Here is a 25,684-nt window from a genome sequence, read left to right as displayed (position 1 = left end):
TGTCTCCCGACCGGCGAACGAGCATTGCGAATGGAATCGCTTCCGCCCGATGCCATGAGAACCCATCGCCATTTGGAGGCTGCAATGACCAAGACCACATCATCCGGGAACGACCGGAACGGCGGACAGACCGCCATGGACACCCCGCCCATCGTGTCGCCCCAGGCTTGGGAAGCGGCGCGCCAGCAGTTGCTGGTAAAGGAGAAGGCCCAGACCCGCGCCCGTGACGCGCTGGCCGCCGAGCGCCGGCGGATGCCGTGGACGGCCGTGGAGAGGGCGTATGCATTCGAGGGACCCACGGGCAAGCTCAGCCTGCTCGACCTGTTCGATGGTCGGCGTCAGCTGATCGTCTACCGTGCCTTCTTTGAGCCGGGGGTATTCGGCTGGCCGGAACACGCCTGCCGGGGCTGCTCGCTGGTGGCCGACCAGGTCGCCCATCCCGCCCACTTGAATGCGCGGGATACCACGCTTGTCTTCGTCTCGCGTGCGCCTCAGGCGGACATCGTTCGGCTGAAGGCGCGAATGGGCTGGGAGATGCCGTGGTTTACCCTCACGGACAGCTTCGACGCCGACTTCGGGGTGGATGAATGGCACGGCACCAACGTGTTCTACCGCGATGGCGACCGCGTGTTCCGCACCTACTACCTCAACAACCGTGGCGACGAGCAGATGGGGAGCACCTGGAACTACCTCGACATCACGCCGCTCGGGCGGCAGGAGGTCTGGGAAGACTCACCCGAGGGCTATCCGCAGACCCCGACCTACAAGTGGTGGAACTGGCATGACAACTACGTCGCAGACGCGGCGCCCGACAAGAAGTGGGTCGAGGTGTCGGATGCCGGAGAGGCGACGTTCCGGAACCCGCCGGCGAGTGCGAAGCCATGAGTCAGGACTGTTCCGGCGGCGTCACCGTCCGTCGGAACACCTTCGCGCTCAGGGCTGCCGACGGGTTGACCCTCGCGGCGTCGCCGACCTTCGCCATCATGGCGCTGCTGGCCGCTGTCCTGGGCGACGGGCCGGCGGAGATGCTTTGCTCCAGCGGTAACGCGTCGCCGCTGAGCGGGATGGTCGCGATGTACGCGTTGATGAGCGCCTTCCACGTAGCGCCGTGGTTGAAGCTGATCCGCGCGGGTCGAAACACAGCGCATTAAACCGGGCGCATTGGAAACGGGTCGTCCACTCGATCTTTTCTGGGTGCGACTCCCGAAGTGCTTCAGCTCCCGACCCACGGTTTGCGCAACCTCCTTTGGCGAGTCGAGTCGCATCCTCGCCACGCTGGTCCCGGCACACGGTGGAAGCGCCGGACTCCATGCATCCCACTGGCTCAAAATACACTTCCGACAGGCTGACCTCGAGCTCGATGTTGTTGGATCGTGGCAATCGAAAAAGGCAGGTAAATCCACAGCCGTTTGACGGCTGGGCTCACCCGAATGTGCCATAGTTCACACATTGGTCGTCCGGGCCCGTGGCTGACGAGCGCGCTGCCGGATGGTGCGTCGCGGGGCGGGCCGAATCGCAGGGGGAGCGGTTGGATTGCGCATGAATCGTCTTGTCGGGGGATGGGGATCGCTCGTCCTGGTGCTGTGTGGCTTGCTGGCGATAACGCCGGTCCGCGCGCTCGACCCCGATCGTGCCATCGGACAGCTGACCCACGTCTGGTACGAGAACCAGTTGCCGCAGGGAACGGTGCTATCCATTGCGCAACGCAAGGATGGCTCGATCTGGCTGGCGACCTACGGCGGCCTGGTTCATCACAGCGGTGCGGAATTCGACACCATCGACCCGCGCGTGGCGCCGGCGCTGAAGAGCACGGCGATCACCGCGGTCTGTGTCGACCGCGATGGCACATTGTGGATCGGTACGTTGAACGGCGGGCTCTACCGCAGCCGCGAGCGCGACTTGGAACCGGTGGCGCTGCCGGCAAACATCAAGAGCGTGTTCGGCATCGTGCAGGGCAGGGGCGGCGCGCTCTGGCTGACCACCAACGCCGGTGTCGCGCGGATGGGCAATTCGGGCATCGGCCTGCTCAGCGAGGCCAGCGGGTTTCCACCGCGCGGGTTCTATCGCGCGATCGTGGCCGATGCGGTGGGCGGGGTGTGGATCGCCGTCGATGGCGTCGGTGTCGTGCATTGGCATGACGGTCAGGTCGAGACGTTCGACACCCAACGAGGTCTGCCGACCAACGCCGTCTACAGTCTCGCGATCGATCACGACGGCGTGGTGTGGGTTGGCACCCAGGCCGGGCCGGTACGCTACCGACACGGACGCTTCGAGCGCGATCCACGCGTGGCCGCACTGGATTCGAAGCGCATTTATTCCCTGTTCGGCGACCGCGATGGCAGCATGTGGTTTGCACCGCTCGGCATGGGCATCTGCAGGCTGACCACCACGCGCTTCGATTGCGACAACACGATGAGCGGCCTGGTGGGCGAGACGGTCCGGTCGATGTTCGAGGATCGCGAAGGCAATCTCTGGATGGGCACGACGTCAAGTGGCGTGCATCGCTTCAGCGACTCGAAGCTCATCACCGTCACCGGGAAAATGGACTCCAATGCAGTGCGCGCCGTGTACCAGGATCACGCCGGCACCCTCTGGGTCGGTACTGATGGTGCGGGGCTCGCGCGCTACGACGACCAGGTGCTCGTGCCGGCGAAGACGATCAATGCGAAGCTGCCGAGCCTGCTGCTGCGCGCCATCGTGGCCGACGCTGCCGGCAACCTCTGGGTGGGTTCGACCGAAGGCGTGAGCCGGATCGCGCCCGATGGCACGGTGCGCAATTTCGGCATCGGCGACGGCTTGCCCGGCACGATCGTGTTTGCCTTCGCGCCCAGTCGCGATGGCGGCATGTGGGTGGGCACGCTGCAAGGCGTGGCGAAGATCACGGGAAACAAGGTCAGCGTGGTCGATGGCACGCACGGCGACGACACGCGTGCGCTGTACGAGGATCCAATCGGACGTCTGTGGATCGGCGAGCGCAGCGGCTTGCGCTGCCTGCACGACGGACGGGTCGACCGCTGCGGCACCGATGGCCTGCCGGGCATGAGCGTGTTCGCGTTTCACCCCGAACCGGATGGCGATCTTTGGCTCGGTACCAGCGTCGGCCTCATGCGGATTCGGGAACAGACGGTGCAGGCCTTCACCCGGCGGGCAGGCTTCTACGGCGATGCGGTGTTCGCGATTCTCGACGACGACGAAGGCCACTTCTGGATGAGTTCGAACCGCGGCATCGCGCGGCTCGCGCGGGCGGACATCGATGCACTCGACCACGGCACGGTGGCGCAGGTCGAACCTCACTGGTACGGCAAAAACGACGGCATGCTTTCACAGCAGGCCAATGGTGCCTCGCAGACGCCGGGGTGGCGCACGCGTGATGGGCGCATGTGGTTCGGCACGGCCAACGGCGTGGTCATCGTTGATCCGAAGCACCAACGCGTGAACCGGATGCGCCCGCCGGTGGCGATCGAACGCGTGTTGGTAGACGGCAGGGACGCTGCGCCGGCTCATGTCGGCCGGATCGGTCCCGGCGTGGAACGCATCGAACTGCACTATGCCGCGATGAGCTACGTGGCGCCTGCCGCAGTGAAATACCGTTACCGCGTCGAAGGCTTCGACCGTGGCTGGATCGATGCCGGCGGCAGCCGCATTGCCTATTACACCAATCTTCCAGCCGGCGACTATGTGTTCAAGGTGATCGCGAGCAACAACGACGGGGTGTGGAACACCGATGGTGCGAGCGTGGCCTTCACGATCGTTCCGAGCTGGTACGAGTCCTGGTGGTTCCGCACCCTCGTCGCCATTACGGTGATCGGACTGCTCGCCGCGGTGTACCGGTTGCGCGTATGGCGCCTGCACGAGCGGCAGCGCGAGCTTACCCGTGAGGTTGCCCAGCGTACCGAGGCGCTGCGCAATGCAAACGCCGAGCTCAAGCGCGTCGCCGGGCTCGATGGCCTCACGCACATCGCGAACCGCGGGGCGTTCAACCAGCGACTGCGCGAGGTTCTGGACCGGCATGCGGCGAGCGGCACGCCCATGGCTGTTCTGATGTGCGACGTCGACGCGTTCAAGTCCTACAACGATACATACGGCCACCTGGCAGGCGATGCTGCGCTGACCGCCGTCGCAGGGGCGCTGACCGGCGTGCTGCGCCGGGAGACGGATCTGGCCGCGCGCTACGGCGGTGAAGAGTTCGCCGTGTTGCTCGCCGGATGCGATGTCATCGAAGCCGCCAAGATCGCCCAATACATGCTGGAGGCCGTTCGTGCGCTGGCGATCGAACATCGCAGCTCCGACACCGCGCCCCACGTGACCATCAGTATCGGCATCGCCGCCCTCGTGCCCACGGCCATGGACTCGCCGGAGCAGATGCTGCGCTGCGCGGACGAGGCGTTGTATCGCGCCAAGGCGAATGGACGGAATCGCGTCGGGGGCGGGCTCGATCACCCGGGGTGATCGCTCGGACCGAAAGCGGATCACTGCGTTTGCCGATCGAGGCGGGACAGAGCCAGTCCGTCCCGCCTCGATACTCACTTTTACGGCAGCTTGCTCAGGTCAACGTTCGGGTGGATCCACGCGGGCGTGCGCTGGAACGTCTGGCCCGAGGTCGTCGAGTTGCTGAAGAATCCGTCGTTGCGCAGATAGAACAAGGGGCCGATGACACCACCTGCGAAGTCGAGACGCTGCGCGTTGAGCCCGGTCGGGTCGGTGTCGAAGTAGGCGGATTTCACCTCGCTCCATTTGCCGTCGGTGGTCACCGCCCACTCGTTGCCATAAAGCGCGGAGCGGCCGATGTAGCCGTGATCGGCGTCAAAGGATTCAAGGAACGAGTAGACGCCCTTGAAATAGGTGGACGTTCCATAATATTTCCACGAAGCGATGAGCTGCCACTTGCAGCTGTCGTCCTGCCTGCCAATGCACCGCGCACTGAACCACGAGGTGTAGACCGTATTGCCGTTGCCGTCAGGCTGGGCCTGTGTGAGGAAGCGGTAGGTGGTACCGGCCGTCCATTTGAAAACCAGATGGCTCTGCCCGCCGGTGCCTTCGTCACCGAAATCGTTGGTGATGACGTTGGGACCCTTTCGCACGAGCGTGGTCGGCGCGGTGGGGGAGTCCCAGACCGAGAACAGTACCCAGCGCTCCGTCGGCGAGTTGACCTGGATACCCATGTAGCCGGTATCGAAGCCGTTGGCCATGTAGTACGAGCCGACCGGATCCTGTCCTTTGGGCACGGTGACCTCGCTGTAGAAGTACTCCGTGTTGTCCGGCACGTCGAAGGCAAGATGCACGGAAGGTCCGCGTCGCGACCAGTAGAAGTTGGCCGGGTCGTTGGCGAACACCGTGCCGCCATCGACGGCGCTTCCCTGGATCTGCAGGCCGGAGATGTCGCCGAAATAGCCGCCGTCGGTATAGCGGCCCTGCAGATCGACCTTCACGTACCCGGGTTTGTCGATAAAGAACGTACCGACAGGGAACGGGCCCGGCGACGTGCTCGACAACTGCACTAGCTTCGTCTGCCTGCCAATGGAGACCATGACCTGGCTATGACTGGCGCCATTGAGTGCACCGACCAGGGCCAGTTGAACCTGCCCCGCTTTCTTGACGTCGAAATAGACGCTGACAACCGCCTGTTTCGAGTCCCAATTGCCCAGTCCGGCATCACTGATCACCTCTTCGTTGGTAGGCGAGGGATGGGTAACGTAGGCATTTCCGCCGAGCGGAACCGTCGTGGCGGTATCCGCTGCCATGGAAACGCGGCACGAGAGAAGAAGCAGTAGCCCAGCAAAGCCGTAAGCAAGATGTTTCATGACCCCTCCTAAGGGTGGTGCATCAAGGGATGCCTCGTTCCATGCCGTGCCTGGTTCGAATCGTCCCGGAAATGGTCGGCCAACAGCGGAAATGAGCAGTCAGGTGCGGATCTGGCTGCGGGTCACAACACAAGCTTCGTAATGACAGATATGTTGCTTTTCATTTCTTATTTCGTAATTTGTCAAAAATAGACGATATTCGAAAGAATTCGAATATAAAAGAAGAGTCTCAAAAAAACTTTCGCTTGACAACTACTTTTTGGGCGACAGGCAGCGGGCCCCCCTCACGGATCGACAGGCGGTTTTGTTTCGATGGAAATCTTCGCGATGCGGAAGGCGATCTCCAGCGAGGGCGAATAGAGCCCCAGCTCGATCGCGGCGATCGTCTGGCGCGTGAGGCCGGCCTGCGTCAGGTTCTGCGCGAGGAAGCGTTGCAGGCGGACGTCATCGGTCGTCGACTCGATGGGCCAGGCGTGGTTTCCTTGGATGCGCGCCGTTGTCCCCGAAGTGTCAGGATTTCGCCTGCCGAGGGTCAGGCTCGGCGGCAATGCTGCGCGCCTTACGAACGACGACGGAGTTTTTCCCCATGTCCGTACGCTTGCTGAGTGGTGCTGCGCTGATGCTGGGCTTGCTCTTGCCGGTCGCCGCCCGTGCGGAATCGCCTTCGACGAAGCCGTCCCATGCCATCGACCATCGACAATGGAACGCACCGCAGAAGCCGTTCCGCATTTACGGCAATACCTGGTACGTGGGGCCTTATGGCTTGTCCTCGGTGCTGCTGGACACGGGGCAAGGGTTGGCATTGTTTGACGGCGACCTGCCGGAGTCGGCGCCGGTGATCGAGGCAAACATCCGTGCACTCGGATTCCACGTGCGCGACGTGAAGTGGATCCTCAATTCGCACGCCCATTCCGACCACGCCGGCGGCATCGCCGCGCTGCAGCGCGACAGCGGTGCCCAGGTGCTGGCCAGCGCGAACGGCACACACGAGATGGCGTTGGGCGGAGCAGACCGCGACGATCCGCAATACGGCTCGATCTCCGACTATCCGCCGGTGCACCATGTGCGCGTGGTACGCGACGGCGAGGTCGTGCGGCTGGGTGGCGTGGCAATCACCGCGCACTACACGCCGGGCCACACGCAGGGCAGCACCTCGTGGACCTGGACTTCATGTGCTGACAAGCGCTGTTCGCGGATGGTCTATGCCGACAGCCTCACTGCGGTCAGCGCTCCCGGTTTCCGTTTCAGTGACCATCCGGATCGCGTCGCGGCCTTCCGCCAAGCGATCGCCACCGTGGCCGCGTTGCCCTGCGACATTCTGCTTACGCCGCACCCCGATGCCAGCAATTTCTGGCAAAAAGTGGCGCGGCGCAAGTCGGATACAGATGTCGCTCCGCTGATCGATACCGGGGCGTGTCGGGCCTATGCCGCAACGGCCACGACGAAGCTGGACGCCAGGCTGGCGCAGGAGCAGGGCACCAGGACGAAGTGATCGCATCGACTGCCGGCGGCCCTCACGATTTGAGACAAATACGGATACCTGCCTGCGAATCCGTCTCTATTTCTCGAGCGCTTTCACCGCATCGAGTGTCTCTTGGACGTGTTTCTTGGGACTCAGGGCCGAGTAGACGTGGGTGATCTTGCCCGAGGGGGCGATCACGTACGAGGTGCGGTCCGACCAGCCGGGTTTCATCAATAGCAGGGCGTCGTATTCCTTGGCGATTTTCGCGCCCTCATCGGCGGCGACTGGAAATTTGCCGCTGCAATGCTCGGTTTCCTTCGAGAAATCCGCCAGCTCGCTGGTGTGTCCTGCGGTGACACCGATCACGGTGGCATGCAGTGCCTTGAACTGGTCGATGGCCTGCGAGAACAGATGGGCTTCGACATTGCAGCCTGCCGTGTGCGCCGCCGGGAAGAAATAGACCACCACCGGACCCTGCTTCAGTGCGTCGGCGAGCTTGAAGGTGAACGGCTGGCCGGCGAGATAGGCGGGCGCGGAAAAGTCGGGTGCCTGCGTGCCTTCCTTCAGGGCGGCGAAGGCGGGTGACGCCAGGGTGGCGGCAAGCACAACAGCGAGAGCAGCGAGCTTCATCGAGGATTTCATGGAGTGATGCCTGGGCAAGGAGGAGGGCAGTCGATTTATACGCCAAAACCACCTGGATGGATGCGCGGCGCAAGGAACCCGGCTTCGGTTGTATCGCGAAAGTGGTCTGGGCCCTCGACGTGCAGCCCACGATGTAGCGCAACGGTCTTGTCGCGCTGCCTAACGACGTATCGCCAACACCCCGTCCAGCGCCAGCTGCGCCTTGAAGCCGGCTTTCTCCAGCCGCTTGGCCACTTCGCGCGGTACGTCACGACCGCTGGTGAGTTTGTTCGGGTTGCCGGTGTAGTGGAACAGGCGGCCACCGCGGCGGAGCACGCGCGCCAGCTGGTCATAGAAGGCCTGCGAGTACAGCTCGCCGGCGATGCCGAAGCGTGGCGGGTCATGCAGCAAGGCGTCGATCGACGCGTCGGCGATCTGCGTGATCGCCTCTGACACGTCGGCATGGGTGAGCTGCAGGCGACAGCTGCTTTCCGGGGCATCGGGATCAGGCGACCACGGATTGAGCGTGCGCAACCACAGCACGTCGGCGTTCTTCTCGAACGAGTGGATGCGCGCCACGCCGGCTTCCAGACAACATGCCGCGAAGTAGCCCAGGCCGCCGCAGGTATCCAGCAGCACCTTGCCCTGCGGTTCGACCAGGGCGACCTTGCGCCGCGCATCCTCGAAGGGCGATTCCTTCGCGGTCGGCAGCATCTTGATACCGTCGATCTCGAACGTGGGCGCACCCCATTCGGTAGGCACCAGCTTGATCAGCGAGTCGGCATAGCGCGACACCGGTGCGAACTCATCGCCATCGCGGTAATAGATCGTGCGGTCTTTCAGCTTGTGCGGATACGGATGGTGCTGTCCACGCCATTGCCATGTGTCGGCCCGAAGCAGTGCTTGGTCGCTCGAACGCCCCAGGTCGAGTGAGCCAATCCATTCATCGGCCCCGGCATCGCGTGCAGCCAGCAGCGCTTCGGCGGTCGGACGCGTGAGCAGGGGGCCGGAATAATGCAACACGGGTGACAGTCTCCTGGAATGCATGGCGCGACTCCGCAGCTGATGCGACGCCACAATGGGTCGGCATCGTAACCCACGGACGGGGAAGTCATTGGGTTCAGATGTCATGGGAGCCGCAGTCCGGTGGATGTGCCTGCCTGTTACAGCTTGCTGTGCTCCACCTGCCGTTCGCGCTGCATCAGTGTCCACTCGGCGTGTTCGGTCAGGGCGGCATCGCCCAGCGACAGCAGGATCTCGCGTTGCTGGACGGGATCGTCGGTGCGGTCCAGCGCGGCGCGCGCGCCGCTGAAAATGCGCTGCATGAAGCGATATTGGCGAATCAGTTCCTTGTCGGCCTTGCGATAGGAATAAGCCTCGCGCACGGCGGCGACGATGGACAGCACGGCCATCATCATCACCAGCAGCACCTTCGTCTCGGGCGACAACGCGAGTGCGAAAACAGCGAGGAACACGCTGATGGTCACGCCGCCCCACAGGCTGATCGACCCGACCGTTTCGGTGACGTGGTGCAGACCGGTGCGCTCGACGGTCTTGCACTCGTAGTAGTGCAGCTGTCCGGACTTTCCGGATTCGCCCACCCATTCGGCGATGACGTCCGCCAGTGCTGCCGGCGTGGCTTCGTCCGGTCTGGCCGGGGGATACAGGCTGGCGGCGCGCATCACGTTGCGAATCCAGCCCAGTTCGATGTTCTGCTTCTGCAGGAAGTTGTCGTGCGCAAACTCGTGGTCGACGCTGGCCAGGATGCCCGCCCGCCGCCAGCACGACTGGATGCGCAGGCCTTCCGCCAGCGCGCGGTAATCGAGGTATTTGCGGTGCCAGCCGCGGCGACGCGCCAGTACTGCCACGAAACCGCCGCTGGCGAACAGCAGCAGGAACAGGTAGATCAGATAGTCCTGCGCGGGCAGGTGCGCGTAGAAGGTGAAGGCGATGCCCATCAGTGCGGCCAGCGTATAGGCCACTCGCATTGCCAGCAGCACGCGCTTCTGGAAGTGCATCGCCAGCCAGTCCGCCGCCTTGAAGGTGTGGTCGATGGTCACGGTGGCGCTCGATGGAACGGCATGCGTTGGTGTTGGCGTGGCGTCAATCTGGTCCGCGTATTTGCGGGAGTCGGCATTGAACTCGGCCATGTGCGCAAACATCAGCTGGAACTCCGGCGGCAATTCGTCGTGGATGGTCGGGGCTTCCGCGCTGCGCCAGCCCGCCTGCAGTGATTGCAGGCCGGCCGCGGGTGCGCCGTCGGCCCGATCGCGTGAGCAGACGATGTGATAGAGCAGGCTTTCGTCGCCACCGGCGAGCACATGGCGCGTATCACGATGGCGGTCGATCAGGCCGGGCAGGGCGCCGGTGAGGTGGTAGTCCACGATTTGCGCGGTGCCGCCGAGTTGGCCGGCCGTCTTTCCATCCCAGATCGCCAGCAGGATGTGGCAATGACTGGCGATGTAGACGCCGGCCTTGGCGTACTGGCGATCGCGCGCAAGGCCCGGCGATCCGATGGCGTGGCGCGGCTGTTTCATCAGCCCGGGCAGCAACACGATTTCTGCCCGGCTGCACAGTGCATCGAAACTTGCCCGCGCCAACGGATCGGCAAAGTCGTCCACGTAGATGTCCCGCGGCAACGGCAGCGGTGCAATCAGGCGTGCGCCGGCCGCCAGCCCCTCCTGCGCGACCCATTGATCGCCACCTTCAGCCAGCTCCGACAGCACCATCAGCGGAAGGCCGGGAAAGTCGCGGCCCAACTGCGCGAAGAACTGCCTCACGCGCTGCCGGATCGGCTCGATCTCGTGCATGGGGATATTGCGATGGCTGGTGACACCGATAATCAGGGGCGTCATGGGCGGCTTCCGACGAGGATGGTTATCGGATCAACAAGGCAGTGCGCGCTACCGCAAGGCCGGTCGCGGGCCTTGCCATGTGCCATTGCATGCCACCGGTCCGACCTGCTGCCTGATCGGTGGCATGACGCTGGCGCGCCCTAGCTGGGTTTGATCCTCGGCACGGTAGTGACGTGTGGAGTGGGTGTACGCGACTCGGATGCGCGCCGCTCGGACTCCTGCTCCTGTTCCGGCTTCCGCGCCGGGTTGTTCTGTTCTTCCCTGCTGTCCGGGGCGTCCTGATCTTCATTGCCGGTCATTGACATGATGTTCTCCTGTCGCAGTGATGGAAGGTATGGCTGGCATCGCGTGCGATGCCGTCTAGGTGTTCTTGATTCTCGGGTTGGTGGTGGTTCTCGTTTTGGGGACGCGCGCTCCCGGCTTGAGGATGGACTGGTACGTCTTCCCGTCGACCGTGACGCTCAACTGATAAATGAATTCGCCCTTCGTTTGGATGCTGCCGGGGTCGCCCTTGTAGTCGTTGAGGACGGCGAGGGTCAGCACCGTGTCGCCATGGCGTAGCACGGGGTCGCTGAAAATTCCCGTCGGCGGCTTGCGAAAGGGTGCCCAGGCAAAGCCCGGCTTCGTACGGGTCTGCGCCTTGAACGATCCGTGGGCAGCCTTGCCGGAGAGCGTCCAGCGGATGGTCTGCCAGTTCTTGTTGTTTTTGACGCAGTTCGCGTTGCCTTTCTCGTCGATGCTCAGGCAGGTGGGGTGGGTGTCATTGTCGAGTGAGACGATCAGAACATTTCGCATGAGGAACTCCCGTGCTGGAGGATTCAAACGTGGCGGTCACTGAGCCTTGGTTGCGCCTGCTCGCCCGTATCCGGCGTTGCCGCCGAATGCCGCCAGCAACTCTCGCTGGAATGCGGTATTGACCGGGTAGTGGATCCGTTCGCGCTGCAATATCTGCAACAGCGCGGCATCGCGGTAACCGCTGTTCCACAGCCGCCGGATCATGGTTTGTGCCTCGGCCGTCTTGCCGAGTGCGAGCAGTGTTTCGACCTGCAGGGCCAGCAGGCGCGGGTCGTCGCGGCCGCTTTTCGCCGCTTCCATCGCGCGCAGTGCGTCCTCGCGCCTTGGCCGTGCGGCTGACGCATCCTCCACCGCGGCAAGCGACAGCCGTGCGCCTGCCGTGGCGAGCAAGGTGGCGCGGTCTTCCGGTTGTCTGGCGAGCATCGGATCCAGTGCTCGCAGTGCCTCGCTCGACTGCATTCGCGATGCGTCGATCCGGCCCGCGGCGCGCGATTGCGCGGCCTGCTCGAGCTGCGCCTCGGCAAACTCGCGCTGCCAGGCGGTATTGGCGGGGTCCTGCGTAGTCAGCGCCGCGAAGGTGTTCAGCGCCCGAGCGGTGAGCGCGGTGGCGGCGGGCAGGTCACCACTCAGGCGCCGCAAGCGGGCCAGCTGGATGGCGTATAGCGCCGCATGTTCCCGGAAATCGGTATTGCTGGGATCGACCGTGCTCAGCTGCGTGGCGATATCGACGGCTTGTTGCAGGTTGCTCATGCCGGTTTTCAGGTCACCGGTCAGCGCCTGCGTGCGCCCCAGGATTGCGCGCACCGTGAGCATGTTGTCGCGCTGGCTCACGTCCTTGGGATCACGCGTTGCCAGCGCCGTCTCGATGGCGTCGTCGGCCTTGTAGTGCGCCACCGCGGCGGCCAGTTCGCCACGCATCAGCGCCAGCCTGCCGAGGTTGTTATAGGCCGAACCGAGCGAGGACATCCATTCGGTATTACCCGGCTGCGTCGCGATCAGCTGCTGCATCAACGGCAGCATGCTGGCGTACTGGGTCAGCGCCTCGTCCAGCTGACCGCGTGCTTCCAGCACGTGGCCGATATTGTTGTCGATCGTCGCGAGCTGGAACTGCAGCGCGGGTTCGTTGGGGACCAACCGATGCGCGCGCTGGAGGAGGGCTTGCGCCGCGGCAAAGCTCTGCTGCGCGGCATCCAGTTCGCCTTGGCGCCAGTGGGTCATGCCGATGAACGCCCAGACCTCCGCGCAAGCCAGTTGCCGCGCGACGTTTGCAGGTGCGCCAGCGGCAAGCGGCGCAGCCAGTTTCAGGGCGGCCTGATAGGATGCCATCGCCGCCAGCACGTGGCCCTGATCCAGCCTGATGCTGCCGATCCTTTCGAGTGTCTTGACGCGTTGCGCCAGCGTTTCGTCGGTGACGTCGACGGTCGGCATCGACTGGAAATAATTCATGGCCTGATCGTCGACCGATTCCATGATGTCCAGGCGCGACGTCTGCGCCAGCTTCTCGTTGAGGTCGCCCAGCATGAAATCGACCAGGTCCTCGGCCTGCTTCTGCCGACGCTCGGCAGCGAGACTCGCCGCCACTGCAGCATTGCGGGCGATCACCGCGGCGATTGCCAGCGCGGTGGTCACGGTCATCACGCTCAGTGCGATCACGGCCACGGCGGCAACCCGTCGGGTCCGCCGCTGCATTTCGCGACGCTTCAACGCGTCGAAGCCGATATCCAGCATGCCGGCGATCAGCTTCAACTTGGCGTTGGTCTTGCCGTCCTTGCCGGGCCGGACGTCGGCGGCGATCGGCTCGGTGCGGGCGGCGCCCAGTGCCCCATCGGTTCCGAGCGAGTGGCGCAACGCCGGTGTAAAACACTCTTCGGCCTCACGCCCGGGCAGCTCGCAGGCGCCGGGCTCGCCGTCGACGATCAGGCAAAAGATCCGTTCGCTGCGGCCGAGCCGCTTGAACGCCAGCACCTCCTGATCGACCCAGCGCGAGGTTGCCGCGCGAGGTGAGCAGATCACTACCAGACACTCCGATTGGGCCAGCGCCTGATTGACCTTGTTGCCGAGGTCGGTGGCGCTGGCCAGTTCGTCGCGATCGCGAAAGACCGGGGAGAGTCGTCTTGGCGTCACGCCGGCAGCGGTGGTCTGTCCGACCAGCCGCTTCGGCACCACGTAGGCTTCCAGGGCTTTGTGCAGCCAGCCAGCCCAGGACCTGTCCTGGTGGCTGTAGCTGATGAAGGCGCGATACCGGAAAGCCGGTGCCGCGGGCGCCTGGGTCATCACACATCGCACTCGTGCAGAAGGTGACGCAATCCCTTGCCGGGATATCCGGTGACTCGACGGGAGGTCGAACCTCAGCCAGCCGTAGGCCCCTGACGACTGACGGACAAACGGGAAGATACCACCAAAAATGTGATGTAAATCACACTTTTCGCCATTTCCTCGAGGCGCAGCCACAGGATGTGCGATGCGGACGCACCTTCAAAACCCTGCAGCAAGGCCAGCGCGACCGTGACGAACAGTGCCCCACCATGCGTAACCGAGTGGACGCAGCCACATGTCGAAAAAGACAGCCGCGAGGATCAATGCAACGGTGGTGGTGTCATGGGCACCGAAGTGCAGGGTCACGCTCAACGCCGCCGGCGTGACGATGGCGGCACCCAGCACCCGCAGCACGCTCTTGTAGGCAACGTCCAGCCGGCCACGGTTGCCGCTGTTCACGATAAACGCGGTGAGCTCGATTCAGGCCCAGCGCTCGGCAAAAAAGAGGTGGCCGATCAGGAATGACGCTGCCAGCGCAACGGCCATCTGGATGGCCATTCGGGTACTCGCTACCCGCCGCGGCGAACTTTCCCGTGGACCGGAGTCGCCGCCACGCGGATGGGCGGGAGAACGCGCAGGCGGCGGGCGATGGTGTGGAAGGCCGATACCCACAGCAGCGCGAGCAAGGCCACGATGATCGGCAGAGCGGCGGCCAGCAGAGGGTTCGCATGCCGTGTCGGCAGTAGGGCGTGGTGAGGATCACCACGAAGGGCAGCCCGATCAGCGATCCGGCGCGCGCGTCATCGGGCCAAACCGTCGCAGCCAGATCGATACGGACATGCCCGCCACGAAAACGACGGCGCCGATCCATGGCACTCGCAACAGCAACAGGCCGACGCCAGAAGCGATCAAGCCGACCACCGGCAATGCCACGGCAGCTTCGAGCTAGCCACGCAGGTCGCGGTCGAGATGACTGCGTGAAAGTGACAGGCACAACACTATGGCCAGCACCGCCGGGCCGGGCTCAGGGGCAATCGCCATGGTGCATGCCAGCGTTGCCAGCATGGTCACGATTGCATCGCGCGGTGCGCGACCGACGGCGCCAGCGCCGACAAACAGGTTCCGTTTCGGTACGGTGATCGTGGCGGCAGTCATGGATGCATAGGGTATTCGAGACGAGTGTCGGCCAGCGAGGTGAGCAGGCAGGTTCGGCGCCGCTGTCCTAAGGCAGGCGCATCTCGCGCATGAGAGTGACGAAGCGCGGATCGCCGCGCAGCGTATCCCAGCGGTGGTCGACCTTGAGAAAGGTCATGCGCACGTCGTGGGCGGCGTGGGCACGTTCGAGCCAGCGGAGCGCCTGGTCGTTTTCGCCCAATCCGCAGTAGATCGTCGCGATGCTGGTGGCGGGCAGGTACTGCTGTTGCGAGCGCACCAGCAATGCGTCGAGCAGCTGTTGCGCTTCCGGCTTCCGGTTGGCGCGTGCCAGCGCGAAACCAAGCATGGAAACGGCCTGCTGGCTGCCACCGGACAATGCGCTGGCCTTGCGGAAGTCGTTGACCGCGTCGGCGTAGCGATCCGCGTTGGTATCCAGCCAACCGAGCGTGAGATGGGCGATCCAGAAATCCGGATGGACGCGCAACACACCCTCGATCTGCTGGCGCGCCTCGTCGACGTGGCCGGCATAGGCGACGAAGCTGGCCTCCAGTGCCACATACAATGGCGAAGTCGGATCGAGTTCGCGGGCACGTTGGCTTTCGCGCAGGGCCTCGTCGTTGCGACCGAGGTTGGAGAGCAGCGCGGCGTAGCCGAAATGCAGGTCGGCGAAGTTCGGTTGCAGTTCGATGCCACGCCTGAACGCGGCCTCTGCTGCAGCCCAGTCCCAGTCGTACCAGAAGTGGACGAAGCCGATGGGTACGTAGGCCTCGGCGAGGGTGTCGTCGATCCTCAACGCATGCATCGCGGCGGTCCTGGCCAGCGGCAGGACGATTTGCGGATCGGCATCGCTGATGATCGCCTGGCGCCGATAGCCTTCCGCCAGGCCGACGTAAGCCAGGGCGTAGTCCGGATCGATTTCCAGCGCGCGCTGGAACGCATCGATGCTGGCCACGAGCTCCGCCGGTGTCGCGTTCTGCAGGTGGAAGCGGCCATCCAGATACCGTTGGTAGGCGGCGATATTGCTGGTGTAGTTCTTCTCCATCCGTCGTCGCTCGTCACGGTCGAGCTTGAGCGACAGTGACGCGGCGACTTTCTGCGTGATCGCATCCTGCAGTGCAAACACGTCGCTGAACTTCGCATCGAAGGTGCCGGTCCACAATGCCTCGCCACCGGGAACCGCCAGCAACCTGGCATTGATCCGGACGTGGTCGCCCTGGCGCTGGATATAACCTTCCAGTACGGAGCCGACGCCGAGCGCTCGCCCCGCAGCCACCGGATCCTGCTCGGCGCGGGTGAAATGGCGCACGGCGTCCAGCGAACGCACCACGACGTGCGGGTTGGTGCTCAGTTTGGTGATCAGCGTATCGGCCATGCCCAACTGCAACACTTCATTGCGCGAATCCGCCGTCAGCGGCTTGAACGGCAGCACGGCCAGACTTGGCGTGGGCGAAGGTGCGACGTTGCGCGCCCGCCAGAGCCAGCCGGTGGCCGCAACAACGATCATCAGCACGACGAGGGCTACCGCCATCGCGGCTCGCCGCGTGACGCGCGCGGCGGGTGTCGTCATGGCAGCGATTTGCGGCGTGTCGACGGACACCTCGTGCGGGCTGGACGTCGGATCGACGTCTTCCGGCGTGCTCACGGTGCTGTCAGACACGCCGTCCGAAAAGGATTCCGCGCGCACCGGCTCGACGAAGCGATAGCCCTGGCCTGGTTCGGTCAGGATGTAGCGATGATCGCCGGCGCTGGCACCCAGTACACGACGCAGCGTGGAGATATTCTGCGTGAGGTTGTTCTCCTCGACGATGCGGTTCGGCCAGATGGCCGCCATCAGCACGTCCTTGCTCAGAATCTTGCCGCCGTTTTCGACCAGCAGCATCAGGGTGTCGAACACCCTGGGGGTCAGCGGCACCGGCGTGCCGTCGCTGCGCAGCAACCGTCGCGACGTGGTGTCGATCCGGAAATCGCCGAAGGCATAGCCGCGGTTTCGAGACTCGCTCACATCGACTCCCCAACACAAGACTTGCCCGGAACCTGACGGGTGGCCAGGTCGACTTCAGAAGATTTCAGCAATCTTCAGCCCGGCCGCCAACGACGTCAGCGGGCTTCAGCGCGAGTGTACGCGTCGCCCGGCGACGTTAGCGACAACGTCGTCCCGAGGGCATCCAGACCCTTCATCCAAAGGTGACCGACATGAAATCCATACTCGTGAGATCCGCACTGCTACTCGTGTGTTCGACCGCGCCCCTGTTGACGCTGGCCCAGCCGATGCCACCGGCCGGTGCCGGCGAAGCCGCGGGCTTATCGCTGGGCTCCCTTGGTCCTTCGCAACGCATCGAGGGACTATGGGACGAGCAGGTCGAGCAGGTGGACTGCCGCAGCGGCGCGCCGATCCAGTCCATCGGGCGCGGCACCAACCTGTTCATGCGTGGCGGCGCGCTGGTCGCTACCAACAACGCTCCCCCCACGGTCATGGGCGTTACCCTCGGGCAATGGAGTGGCAACGGCAACCGATTCCACTCGCGGATGCGCCTCAACCTGTTCCAGCCGCCGCTTGAGACCTTCGCGGGTTTTCGGGAGATGAAGCGCGACATCACGTTGTCAGCCCATGGCAACACCCTGGCTGGTGTGGTTTCGGTACAGGACTATTTCCCGGAAGGCTCACCCAAAGGGGCGCCGTTCTGCGCCAGGGAAAATGGCGTACGCATCGCAGCGCCATAGACGTCGGATGAAGAGGGCGCCAGCGAATGGGGTCGGGCCACCCGATCGCCTGCGCCATGATGCAAGCAACGACCGGTGCTTGGAGCGCCGGTCGTTGCCATGAAGGATGCTTGAGGCAGTCCGAAAAACACATTCGCGGCTCACCGCTTGTGCAGGACGGCTGGACTTCGGCGGAACGCCGGGCCATTCAAGATGGTTTGCATCAACTCTTGCCAAGCCCCTCGTCGGCCAACACCTTGCCGACGGCGGCATCGCTCGACATGCGCTCGAAGAACGCCGCGAGGTTGTCGTAGCCGGAAAGATCGACGTTCATCGCCTTGGCCCAGCGCGTCACCACGAACAGATAGGCGTCGGCGATCGAGCGGCTGCCGGTGAGCCAGTCGCGTCCCTGCAGTTGCTGGTCGGCCCGGCCGAACAACTCGCGCAGCGTGCTGCGGGCGTGATCCTGGGTCTGCTCGAGCGCGTCGTCGTCGAGATAACTGCTGGCGCCGAACAATGGATGGAACGCGGGGTGGACATCGGCGTTGAGGAAGGCCAGCCAGCGGTTGACCTCGGCGCGTGATTTCGGCGTGCCGTCACCACCGAGCTTTGCATCGGGAAATGTATCGGCAAGGTAGTTGAGGATGGCTACGTTCTGGGTCAGCACCCAACCGTTGTCTTCCAGTACCGGCACCGCGCCGGCCGGGTTGAGCTTCAGGTACGCGGGAGACTTCAACGTCTCCTTCGTCATCTTTTCGGTGGTGTAGGGCGTGCCGATCCACTCCAGGACAATATGGTCGGACATCGAACAGGCGTCGGGCGAGTAGTGCAGTTTCATGGCGTACCCCTTGTGCTGGGCAGGTTGGTCGGTGGGCTCCAAGCACCCCGTGTCCTGCATCAAGGCGGGATGATGGAGGGATGAGGGGCGACAACCGTCGCGCTTCCGGCGCACGCCATGGGAACCATTCGCCATGCGCCCTGCCGGGACGTGCATGGCCTCGATGTTTCGGTGCGCCGGCGTCGTGCGCTCGCTGGAGTAGAGTGAGCCCTCCGCGCGGACATGTCGTCGGGTGAAAGGCACTGACGGCGCCATGGCGATCGCGCACATCCAGGGAGTGACGGCATGACCCTCTACCTGTTCGCGTTGTTGATCGGTGTCGTGGCCGGGTTGCGCGCGCTCACCGCGCCTGCGGTGATCAGTTGGGTAGCCTGTTGCGGCTGGCTGCATCTGCAGGGCAGCTGGCTGGCATTCCTGGGCTATGCCTGGACACCCTGGATCCTCACCGTGCTGGCGTTGGGCGAGTTGGTTACCGACCAGTTGCCGTCGACGCCCAGCCGCACCGTTCCGGTGCAGTTCGGTACCCGCGTGCTGATGGGTGCGGCCAGCGGTGCCGCGCTCGGCATTCCCAGTGGCGCGTGGATCGGTGGTCTGGTTGCCGGAGCAGTGGGTGCGGTGATCGGTACCCTCGGTGGGCGTACAGCGCGTGCGAAGCTCGCGGTTGCGCTGGGACGCGATCGTCCGGCGGCGTTGATTGAGGATGTGGTGGCAATCGGCGGCGCACTACTGATCGTGATGGTGGCGACATGAGTCGCCGCTTCGACGCGATCATCGTCGGCGCCGGCCAGGCGGGTCCGCCGCTGGCGAGCCGGCTGACCCGGGCCGGCCAGTCGGTGGCGCTGATCGAACGCAAGCTGTTCGGCGGTACCTGCGTCAACACCGGCTGCATGCCGACCAAGACCCTGGTGGCCAGCGCGCGTGCCGCGCACGTGGCTCGTCGCGCGGCTGATTTCGGCGTGGTGCTGGCGGGCGATGTCGGTATCGACATGATGAAAGTCAAATCGCGCGCCGACACTGTCATCGCGAACGCGCGCAGCGGCGTGCGCACATGGCTGTACGGCATGGACGGCTGCACCGTGATCGAGGGCCATGCACATTTCGAGGATGCGCAGACGCTGCACGTCGGCGACGAACGGCTCACTGCGCCGCAGATCTTCCTGAATGTCGGCGGCCGCGCGGTGGTGCCGGACATGCCTGGCCTGCACGACATCCCGTACCTGACCAACACCTCGGTCCTTGGACTGGAGCATGTACCCGCGCACCTGCTGATCATCGGCGGCAGCTACATCGGGCTGGAGTACGCGCAGATGTATCGCCGCTTCGGTGCGCGCGTCACCGTGGTGGAAAAAGGCCCGCGCCTGATCGGGCGCGAGGACGAGGACGTCTCGGCCGCCGTACGCGACATTCTTGAGGTTGAAGGCATCGACATCCGCACCGGCGTCGACGACATCGCGTTCGCAGGCGGGGGCGAGGCGATCACGGTCACGCTCGACGGCGAGCGGATTACCTGCAGCCACGTGCTGGTGGCGGTGGGGCGCGTGCCCAACACGGGCGACCTCGGCCTGGACAAGGCTGGCGTGGCAACCGATGCGCGCGGTTACATCACCGTCGACGACGAGCTGCGCAGCAGCGCACCCGGTATCTGGGCGTTGGGCGATTGCAACGGCCGCGGTGCATTCACGCATACGGCCTACAACGATTTCGAGATCGTCGCCGCCAACCTGCTCGACGGCGAACAGCGTCGCCTCAGCGAACGCATCAGCGGCTACGCGCTGTACATCGATCCGCCGCTGGGTCGCGTCGGCATGACCGAAGCGGAGGCACGCAAGCGTGGACGTCCGTTCCTGGTCGGCAAGCGGCCAATGACGAGAGTCGGCCGCGCGGTGGAAAAGGGCGAGACGCAGGGGTTCATGAAGTTGATCGTCGACGCCGAAACCAGGGCGATCCTCGGCGCGGCGATTCTCGGCGTCGAAGGCGACGAAGCGATCCACGGCATCATCGACATGATGAGCGTGGGCGCCTCCGCCACGCAGTTGCAACACACTGTTCCGATCCACCCGACGGTTTCGGAACTGATCCCCACGCTGCTCGCCGAAGTGCACGCACCGGACAACTGATCGACACGCTCGATCGCTGCGGTCGAACCGCGGGCACACCTCGGCGCGGCCGTGCGTTCGACGTAGATGCCAGCCGGGTTGAAGGCTTCGGGGTGGCTCGACTTTCTTCTACAGCTTGCTGTGTTCCACCTGTCGCTCACGTTGCATCGGCGTCCACCCGGCGTGCTCGGTCAGCGCGGTATCGCCCAGCAAAAACATGACTTCGCGCTGCTCGGCGAGATTCTGCGTGAAAAGCCGTTCAACGCCCCACGCCCAGCATCGGCCCTTGCTGCCCTTGCTGCCCTTGCGCATGGATCTGCGCCTGCAACGCCTGGTTCGTCAGTTGCTGCTGCGTCATCGCCTGATCCACTTCCTTGAACTGGACCGCCGACTGCGCCACCGACGGTGCCTCCTGCAGGGTCTGGCCGAGGACGATCGCCTTGTCCTGAAACCTTTGGTACGGGCCTTCGGGTGTGGCGAACACGGCCAGGTGGGGGTTCTCGCCGATACGGCCTTCGGGGCCGTTCTTCAGCAGGCGGACCGCTCCCACGTCGTTCATTTGCATGTCGCGCGCGCCGATCATCACCTGCACCGTTTCGCGATCCAGTGACTCGGCACCTTTTTGCATGCCCCAGCGGGCGTACTCATGGGTCAGTGCCGCACGGGCGTGCTCGAACAGGGGATGGTGCGAGTGGTCCGGATGGCCGGGATGATCCGGCGACAGGCTGTGCGGATCGGGCCGCTGCGTGTTGACGGCCTCCGGTGGCGGCAGTTCCCGCGTACGCCACGCCGCGGCATGTTGTTCGGGCGTGTGGGCCAGGGTCTGCGCCTCGGGAACGGCCAGCACCAGGAGGCGGTCGCCCAGATCCCGCGGATGCTCGATGGCCAACAAGGCCTCGCCGTCCTTGCGGAAGTGCTGGATTTCGGTGTTGTAAAGCAAATCGCTGCCCAGCTTGGCGGTGAAGCCGGCGGCCAGGCGATCCTTTTGTTCGGCGCTGTAGCCGCGCACCTCGGGCACCTCGTTCAAGGTGGGCCGGTCCTGGTGAAAGCCCTGCTCCCCCAGCGCATCGCGGAACATCTGGTAGCGCGGGTTGAGCGGATGCTCGGCGTGGCGAAAGTCGCGCAGGGCGGGCGGGTCGAGCGGTGGCGTCAGCACCGGGGCGACTTCGCGCGGGGACGATACCGCCGCCGGGGCCAGGGCGGCGGCCTCGGCGACGCGGCCGGGTTCCAACGAGGTCGTATCGCGCGAGGGCGATGCGGCTCGTTCCTCCTGCGGCCTCGCTTGCTGCTGCGCGTGCATCGCCTGCTGGTGCGTCTGCTGGGCGGCCAGCGCGGCATGGCTGGGCTCGACGGTGGCCATGGCCGGTTCCGTGCGGGTCGGTGCGGAGGTTTGGGCGTCATGGTTGTACGACCCAGGACTCGGGGCAGGTGCGGGCTCGCGCTCCGGCACACGCAGGCCGGGCAGGATCGCCCCAGGCGTAGGCGGCAAAGGCGCTTCGCGCGTGGCGATATGACCCTGGATTTGCTGCTGGCGTTGCGCTTCCTGGGTACGGTCGGCTTGGCTGCTTTCGCCGTGCAGGGCACGTTGCTGGTGGCGGGTGGCGTCCAGTTCGGCGCGCAGGTTGCCTTCGGCGGCATTCGTGCCATACAGCGTGCCGGGCGTGTTCCATTGGCCGTCCGCAGCGCGCGTGTAGGTGTGACCGTCCGAGGCATGCAGGGTGTTGGTGGGCTTGCGCAGTTCGGCAGTGACGTCCTGCGGCATCGGGCCTTGTTGTGCCCAGCCGCGCCGCTCATACGCGGCTTGATAGTGTTCAGCGATGCCACGTTTGGAGCCAGCCACATTCTCGGCGATGGTTTGCTGCGCGGCGGCGTTCAGTTGCGCGGCGCGCTCAGGTGTCGCGGTTTCCATGTGGGTGCTGGCGGGGCCGTGTTCGAGCACTTGGTCGGTGACGTAGCGCGACCACGCTTGCGTCTGCGCATCACGGTTCCACGGCGCGGCGATCCGGCTGGGTGTGTCATGCGCTGCGGCGGGCTGCGTGTAGGGATCGCGTGGCTCGGCCGGGTGAGCCATCGCCAGTTCGACTGCGGTGTTGTTGGCCTGATAAGTGAGGCGGTTGGCCAGCGCGGGATCGGCGGTGAAGTGTTGGTCCTGTGGTGTTCCAGGCAACGGCGGTATGTCGCTAGTCCAGCCTTGTTGCGGTTGCTTCGGATCGTAGCTCCACGTCTGACCCTGCGCGTCGGTTTGATTGTAGATTTTGTGGTTGTCGTAGGCGTCCATCAGTTTTTCGCCACCGAACGCGCCGAGTCCGTATCCCATAGCGCCGCCTACCACCGTGCCGACCGGGCCACCGAAGCTACCGATTTCCGCACCGACCGCCCCCTGACCGAGTCCGCCCACCGTGCTGCTGGCGAAGTGCTCGATCCGCGAGTGTGCGCCCGTGACGTTGCCTTGCCGTAGCAGGTCGACGCTGCGCACCGTGGTGGTCGTCGCCTCGTAGACGACGGTGGCGGCGGCAAGCGCGCCCGCGCCGCGAATCAGGTTGGGCGAGAGGCCACCACGCTCGACCTCGGCAGCGAGATTGAGCGTATTGTCGATGTTTCTCAGATGAGTGGATGCCGCGAATAATGTGCGGTTGGGCGCCAGATATTGTTCGCCGCCGCCGGAGCGGGTGATCTGACCGCCCAGCTCGGACGTAGGGGCGACGCGGCTGATGAAAACCTCGGTCGGCGCCAAGGGGCGAAATTCATCCATGCGATAACGCGGTGCCTCGCTTCGGGCAGGCAGGCCGAAATAGTCGTGCAAACTACGCCCCGAAGCCAGTGCTTCGTTAACTGTGGACTCTTTGGTCAGATACGCCGAATGCGGCGAGACGTCATCACCAAGGCGGGTGAGCTTGACCAACGGCTCGTTGGGGCCGATCGTCACCATGCGCGGGAGTTCGCGGCCGGAGGTGATTTGTTGAATGGCACGGTCAGTTATTCTCGACGCAGGCGCGCTAGGATCAGCATCTATAAGCCTTTGTCGGTATAAGGTTCCTTCGGGAGTTTTCAAATAGCTCGTTGCTTCCTGCTCGCTTACTCCTTGAGTGTGAAAGGTTCCGCTTTTGGCGATTTCAGCGGCGTACTGCTGTTTTAGTTGATCTGGAGTTAGGCCATGCTCACTCATGGGATTTCGCTCCAGCACGCATGGCTTCCGTATCTGCAATTAGCTGTTTTTCATCTTCGCTACGCCCACCCCTCATTTCAGCTGAGAATTCGTAATAGGCATCCTCTATATTTGGGTCGTCATAATCAATATATGCGCAATCGCCAAAGTTATAGGCCCCCGGTATAACGCGTCTTTCTACTGGAATTAAAATATTGCCCGCCTTAGCATCCTCGATCAGCGGGCTCAACGAGTGCAGCAAGTCCTGCACTTCCTCACTATCGGGGTATTTCCTCAACACCCACTCCAGATGTTCCGCGGCGGCCTTGAGTTTCACGGGATCGATGGTTTGAGTCATAGCGAACGTCCTTGAAAGGTAGCGGATGCAAGCTTGTTTATACCGCGATTGCAAGCAATGGACATCGTCTGCGCATCACGGTTCCACGGCGCGGCGATCCGGCTGGGTGTGTCATGCGCTGCGGCGGGCTGCGTATAGGGATCGCGTGGCTCGGCCGGGTGAGCTATCGCCAGTTCCACTGCGGTGTTGTTGGCCTGATAAGTGAGGCGGTTGGCCAGCGCGGGATCGGCGGTGAAGTGTTGGTCCTGTGGTGTTCCAGGCAACGGCGGTATGTCGCTAGTCCAGCCTTGTTGCGGTTGCTTCGGATCGTAGCTCCATGTCTGACCCTGCGCGTCGGTTTGATTGTAGATTTTGTGGTTGTCGTAGGCGTCCATCAGTTTTTCGCCACCGAACGCGCCGAGTCCGTATCCCATAGCGCCGCCTACCACCGTGCCGACCGGGCCACCGAAGCTACCGATTTCCGCACCGACCGCCCCCTGACCGAGTCCGCCCACCGTGCTGCTGGCGAAGTGCTCGATCCGCGAGTGTGCGCCCGTGACGTTGCCTTGCCGTAGCAGGTCGACGCTGCGCACCGTGGTGGTCGTCGCCTCGTAGACGACGGTGGCGGCGGCAAGCGCGCCCGCGCCGCGAATCAGGTTGGGCGAGAGGCCACCACGCTCGACCTCGGCAGCGAGATTGAGCGTATTGTCGATGTTTCTCAGATGAGTGGATGCCGCGAATAATGTGCGGTTGGGCGCCAGATATTGTTCGCCGCCGCCGGAGCGGGTGATCTGACCGCCCAGCTCGGACGTAGGGGCGACGCGGCTGATGAAAACCTCGGTCGGCGCCAAGGGGCGAAATTCATCCATGCGATAACGCGGTGCCTCGCTTCGGGCAGGCAGGCCGAAATAGTCGTGCAAACTACGCCCCGAAGCCAGTGCTTCGTTAACTGTGGACCCTTTGGTCAGATACGCCGAATGCGGCGAGACGTCATCACCAAGGCGGGTGAGCTTGACCAACGGCTCGTTGGGGCCGATCGTCACCATGCGCGGGAGTTCGCGGCCGGAGGTGATTTGTTGTACAGCACGATCAGTTATAGTTTCTAGCCGAGCGTCGGGTGCAGCATTCCTAAGATGCTGAAAATATTTTTCGCCATCCGGTGTCTCGAGATAATCAAGGGCCGCTTGCTTGCTAACTCCATGCGCTCTAAAAGTTGTGCTTTTGGCGATCTCGGCTGAACGTTGCTGCCTTAGCTCATCGGGGATCAGTTCTAGCTTGCTCATGGCTTGGATTCCGACGTAGCGGCCTCCATACGCGCAATGATTCTTTTCTCTTGTTCAGTTAGGCCACCTCTCATTTCAATGCGAAACTTGGTGTAAGCATCATCAACACTCGGACTCGTATAGGGCATATAAACCCCATCTCCGAAGTTATAGGCGCCTGGAACATCATCCATCTCTACCGGTTCGAGCACGCGAGCCGCCTTGGCATCGTCGATCAGCGGACTCAACGAGTGCAGCAAGTCCTGCACTTCCTCACTATCAGGGTATTTTCTCAACACCCAATCCAGATGTTCCGCGGCGGCTTTCAGCTTGATGGGATCAATGGTCTGGGTCATGGCTT

Annotated in this window: 25 protein-coding genes; 7 read left to right on the top strand and 18 right to left on the bottom strand. The window is 63.9% G+C overall.

Translation table 11 applies throughout. The features are described from left to right. Nucleotides 1-84 precede the first annotated feature (84 nt). From ACPPVV_RS11760 to ACPPVV_RS11750, 3 genes are all read left to right on the top strand, one after another. Nucleotides 85-885 (top strand): DUF899 domain-containing protein, encoded by an 801-nt coding sequence (locus ACPPVV_RS11760; protein WP_426700073.1) that lies wholly within the window; start codon nucleotides 85-87, stop codon nucleotides 883-885. Next, nucleotides 882-1,151 carry a hypothetical protein gene (locus ACPPVV_RS11755; protein WP_426700072.1) on the top strand — a complete coding sequence of 90 codons (270 nt, stop codon included), beginning with the start codon at nucleotides 882-884 and terminating at the stop codon, nucleotides 1,149-1,151. Before ACPPVV_RS11760 ends, ACPPVV_RS11755 begins: the two co-directional genes overlap by 4 nt. A 388-nt stretch (nucleotides 1,152-1,539) precedes the next feature. After that, nucleotides 1,540-4,449 carry a ligand-binding sensor domain-containing diguanylate cyclase gene (locus ACPPVV_RS11750; RefSeq protein ID WP_426700071.1) on the top strand — a complete coding sequence of 970 codons (2,910 nt, stop codon included), beginning with the start codon at nucleotides 1,540-1,542 and terminating at the stop codon, nucleotides 4,447-4,449. Nucleotides 4,450-4,529: 80 nt separating this feature from the next. On the opposite strand, the gene ACPPVV_RS11745 is transcribed toward ACPPVV_RS11750, so the two are convergent. Together ACPPVV_RS11745 and ACPPVV_RS11740 are read right to left on the bottom strand one after the other, a co-directional pair. Next, nucleotides 4,530-5,801 carry a DUF3472 domain-containing protein gene (locus tag ACPPVV_RS11745; RefSeq protein ID WP_426700070.1) on the bottom strand — a complete coding sequence of 424 codons (1,272 nt, stop codon included), beginning with the start codon at nucleotides 5,799-5,801 and terminating at the stop codon, nucleotides 4,530-4,532. Nucleotides 5,802-6,085: 284 nt separating this feature from the next. Then, entirely contained in the window at nucleotides 6,086-6,349 is a 264-nt protein-coding gene (locus ACPPVV_RS11740; RefSeq protein ID WP_426700069.1) for a helix-turn-helix transcriptional regulator, read from the bottom strand. A gap of 38 nt (nucleotides 6,350-6,387) precedes the next feature. Here ACPPVV_RS11740 and bla point away from each other — a divergent pair, with 38 nt between their 5' ends. Further along, the gene (gene bla, locus ACPPVV_RS11735; RefSeq protein ID WP_426700068.1) at nucleotides 6,388-7,293 is read left to right on the top strand and encodes a subclass B3 metallo-beta-lactamase; all 906 of its coding nucleotides are present in this window, start codon (nucleotides 6,388-6,390) and stop codon (nucleotides 7,291-7,293) included. Nucleotides 7,294-7,359: 66 nt separating this feature from the next. Here the strand turns inward: bla and ACPPVV_RS11730 are convergent, their stop codons facing one another. From ACPPVV_RS11730 to ACPPVV_RS11685, 10 genes are all read right to left on the bottom strand, one after another. Then, entirely contained in the window at nucleotides 7,360-7,905 is a 546-nt protein-coding gene (locus ACPPVV_RS11730; RefSeq protein WP_426700067.1) for a peroxiredoxin, read from the bottom strand. 159 nt (nucleotides 7,906-8,064) lie between these two features. Next, entirely contained in the window at nucleotides 8,065-8,907 is an 843-nt protein-coding gene (locus ACPPVV_RS11725) for a class I SAM-dependent methyltransferase (protein ID WP_426703227.1), read from the bottom strand. Nucleotides 8,908-9,047: 140 nt separating this feature from the next. Then, nucleotides 9,048-10,739 carry a hypothetical protein gene (locus ACPPVV_RS11720; RefSeq protein ID WP_426700066.1) on the bottom strand — a complete coding sequence of 564 codons (1,692 nt, stop codon included), beginning with the start codon at nucleotides 10,737-10,739 and terminating at the stop codon, nucleotides 9,048-9,050. Between the two features lie 140 nt (nucleotides 10,740-10,879). Then, nucleotides 10,880-11,044 (bottom strand): hypothetical protein, encoded by a 165-nt coding sequence (locus tag ACPPVV_RS11715; RefSeq protein ID WP_426700065.1) that lies wholly within the window; start codon nucleotides 11,042-11,044, stop codon nucleotides 10,880-10,882. Nucleotides 11,045-11,099: 55 nt separating this feature from the next. After that, nucleotides 11,100-11,534: a hypothetical protein gene (locus ACPPVV_RS11710; protein ID WP_426700064.1), complete on the bottom strand. Its 435-nt coding sequence runs from the start codon at nucleotides 11,532-11,534 to the stop codon at nucleotides 11,100-11,102. A 36-nt stretch (nucleotides 11,535-11,570) separates the two neighbouring features. After that, the gene (locus ACPPVV_RS11705) at nucleotides 11,571-13,808 is read right to left on the bottom strand and encodes a TIR domain-containing protein (protein WP_426700063.1); all 2,238 of its coding nucleotides are present in this window, start codon (nucleotides 13,806-13,808) and stop codon (nucleotides 11,571-11,573) included. A 201-nt stretch (nucleotides 13,809-14,009) separates the two neighbouring features. Continuing rightward, on the bottom strand, nucleotides 14,010-14,249 hold the full coding sequence (locus ACPPVV_RS11700) for a hypothetical protein (protein ID WP_426700062.1): 240 nt from the start codon (nucleotides 14,247-14,249) through the stop codon (nucleotides 14,010-14,012). A 321-nt stretch (nucleotides 14,250-14,570) separates the two neighbouring features. Continuing rightward, nucleotides 14,571-14,723 carry a hypothetical protein gene (locus ACPPVV_RS11695; protein ID WP_426700061.1) on the bottom strand — a complete coding sequence of 51 codons (153 nt, stop codon included), beginning with the start codon at nucleotides 14,721-14,723 and terminating at the stop codon, nucleotides 14,571-14,573. Nucleotides 14,724-14,735: 12 nt separating this feature from the next. Then, a complete protein-coding gene (locus tag ACPPVV_RS11690; RefSeq protein WP_426700060.1) occupies nucleotides 14,736-14,945 on the bottom strand; it encodes a hypothetical protein in 210 nt (69 codons plus the stop codon). Between the two features lie 67 nt (nucleotides 14,946-15,012). Beyond that, complete coding sequence (locus tag ACPPVV_RS11685; protein ID WP_426700059.1) at nucleotides 15,013-16,947, bottom strand: tetratricopeptide repeat protein; 1,935 nt, start codon at nucleotides 16,945-16,947, stop codon at nucleotides 15,013-15,015. Nucleotides 16,948-17,138: 191 nt separating this feature from the next. Here ACPPVV_RS11685 and ACPPVV_RS11680 point away from each other — a divergent pair, with 191 nt between their 5' ends. After that, a complete protein-coding gene (locus ACPPVV_RS11680) occupies nucleotides 17,139-17,666 on the top strand; it encodes a hypothetical protein (protein WP_426700058.1) in 528 nt (175 codons plus the stop codon). A gap of 202 nt (nucleotides 17,667-17,868) precedes the next feature. Here ACPPVV_RS11680 and ACPPVV_RS11675 read toward each other — a convergent pair whose 3' ends face one another. Beyond that, on the bottom strand, nucleotides 17,869-18,483 hold the full coding sequence (locus ACPPVV_RS11675) for a glutathione S-transferase family protein (protein WP_426700057.1): 615 nt from the start codon (nucleotides 18,481-18,483) through the stop codon (nucleotides 17,869-17,871). 285 nt (nucleotides 18,484-18,768) lie between these two features. Here ACPPVV_RS11675 and ACPPVV_RS11670 point away from each other — a divergent pair, with 285 nt between their 5' ends. After that, nucleotides 18,769-19,233 carry a DUF4126 domain-containing protein gene (locus ACPPVV_RS11670; RefSeq protein ID WP_426700056.1) on the top strand — a complete coding sequence of 155 codons (465 nt, stop codon included), beginning with the start codon at nucleotides 18,769-18,771 and terminating at the stop codon, nucleotides 19,231-19,233. After that, nucleotides 19,230-20,600: an FAD-containing oxidoreductase gene (locus tag ACPPVV_RS11665; protein ID WP_426700055.1), complete on the top strand. Its 1,371-nt coding sequence runs from the start codon at nucleotides 19,230-19,232 to the stop codon at nucleotides 20,598-20,600. Before ACPPVV_RS11670 ends, ACPPVV_RS11665 begins: the two co-directional genes overlap by 4 nt. Nucleotides 20,601-20,708: 108 nt before the next feature. Here the strand turns inward: ACPPVV_RS11665 and ACPPVV_RS11660 are convergent, their stop codons facing one another. The 5 genes from ACPPVV_RS11660 to ACPPVV_RS11640 all read right to left on the bottom strand — a co-directional run bounded on the left by ACPPVV_RS11660 (nucleotide 20,709) and on the right by ACPPVV_RS11640 (nucleotide 25,679). Next, nucleotides 20,709-20,891, bottom strand: a complete 183-nt coding sequence (locus ACPPVV_RS11660; RefSeq protein ID WP_426700054.1) for a hypothetical protein — start codon at nucleotides 20,889-20,891, stop codon at nucleotides 20,709-20,711. Continuing rightward, on the bottom strand, nucleotides 20,839-23,508 hold the full coding sequence (locus tag ACPPVV_RS11655; protein ID WP_426700053.1) for a hypothetical protein: 2,670 nt from the start codon (nucleotides 23,506-23,508) through the stop codon (nucleotides 20,839-20,841). The genes ACPPVV_RS11660 and ACPPVV_RS11655 overlap by 53 nt, the downstream gene beginning before the upstream one ends. 229 nt (nucleotides 23,509-23,737) lie before the next feature. After that, entirely contained in the window at nucleotides 23,738-24,082 is a 345-nt protein-coding gene (locus ACPPVV_RS11650; protein WP_426700052.1) for a hypothetical protein, read from the bottom strand. Next, nucleotides 24,079-25,344 carry a hypothetical protein gene (locus tag ACPPVV_RS11645; RefSeq protein WP_426700051.1) on the bottom strand — a complete coding sequence of 422 codons (1,266 nt, stop codon included), beginning with the start codon at nucleotides 25,342-25,344 and terminating at the stop codon, nucleotides 24,079-24,081. The genes ACPPVV_RS11650 and ACPPVV_RS11645 overlap by 4 nt, the downstream gene beginning before the upstream one ends. Beyond that, nucleotides 25,341-25,679, bottom strand: a complete 339-nt coding sequence (locus ACPPVV_RS11640) for a hypothetical protein (protein ID WP_426700050.1) — start codon at nucleotides 25,677-25,679, stop codon at nucleotides 25,341-25,343. The genes ACPPVV_RS11645 and ACPPVV_RS11640 overlap by 4 nt, the downstream gene beginning before the upstream one ends. Between the last annotated feature and the right edge of the window lie 5 nt (nucleotides 25,680-25,684).

Origin of the sequence: Rhodanobacter sp. Col0626 (genome assembly GCF_049994385.1) — a bacterium.
Taxonomy (GTDB): domain Bacteria; phylum Pseudomonadota; class Gammaproteobacteria; order Xanthomonadales; family Rhodanobacteraceae; genus Rhodanobacter.
The sequence above is the reverse complement of the archived record's forward strand: the minus strand, read 5'-3'. Positions and strand labels throughout refer to the sequence as shown.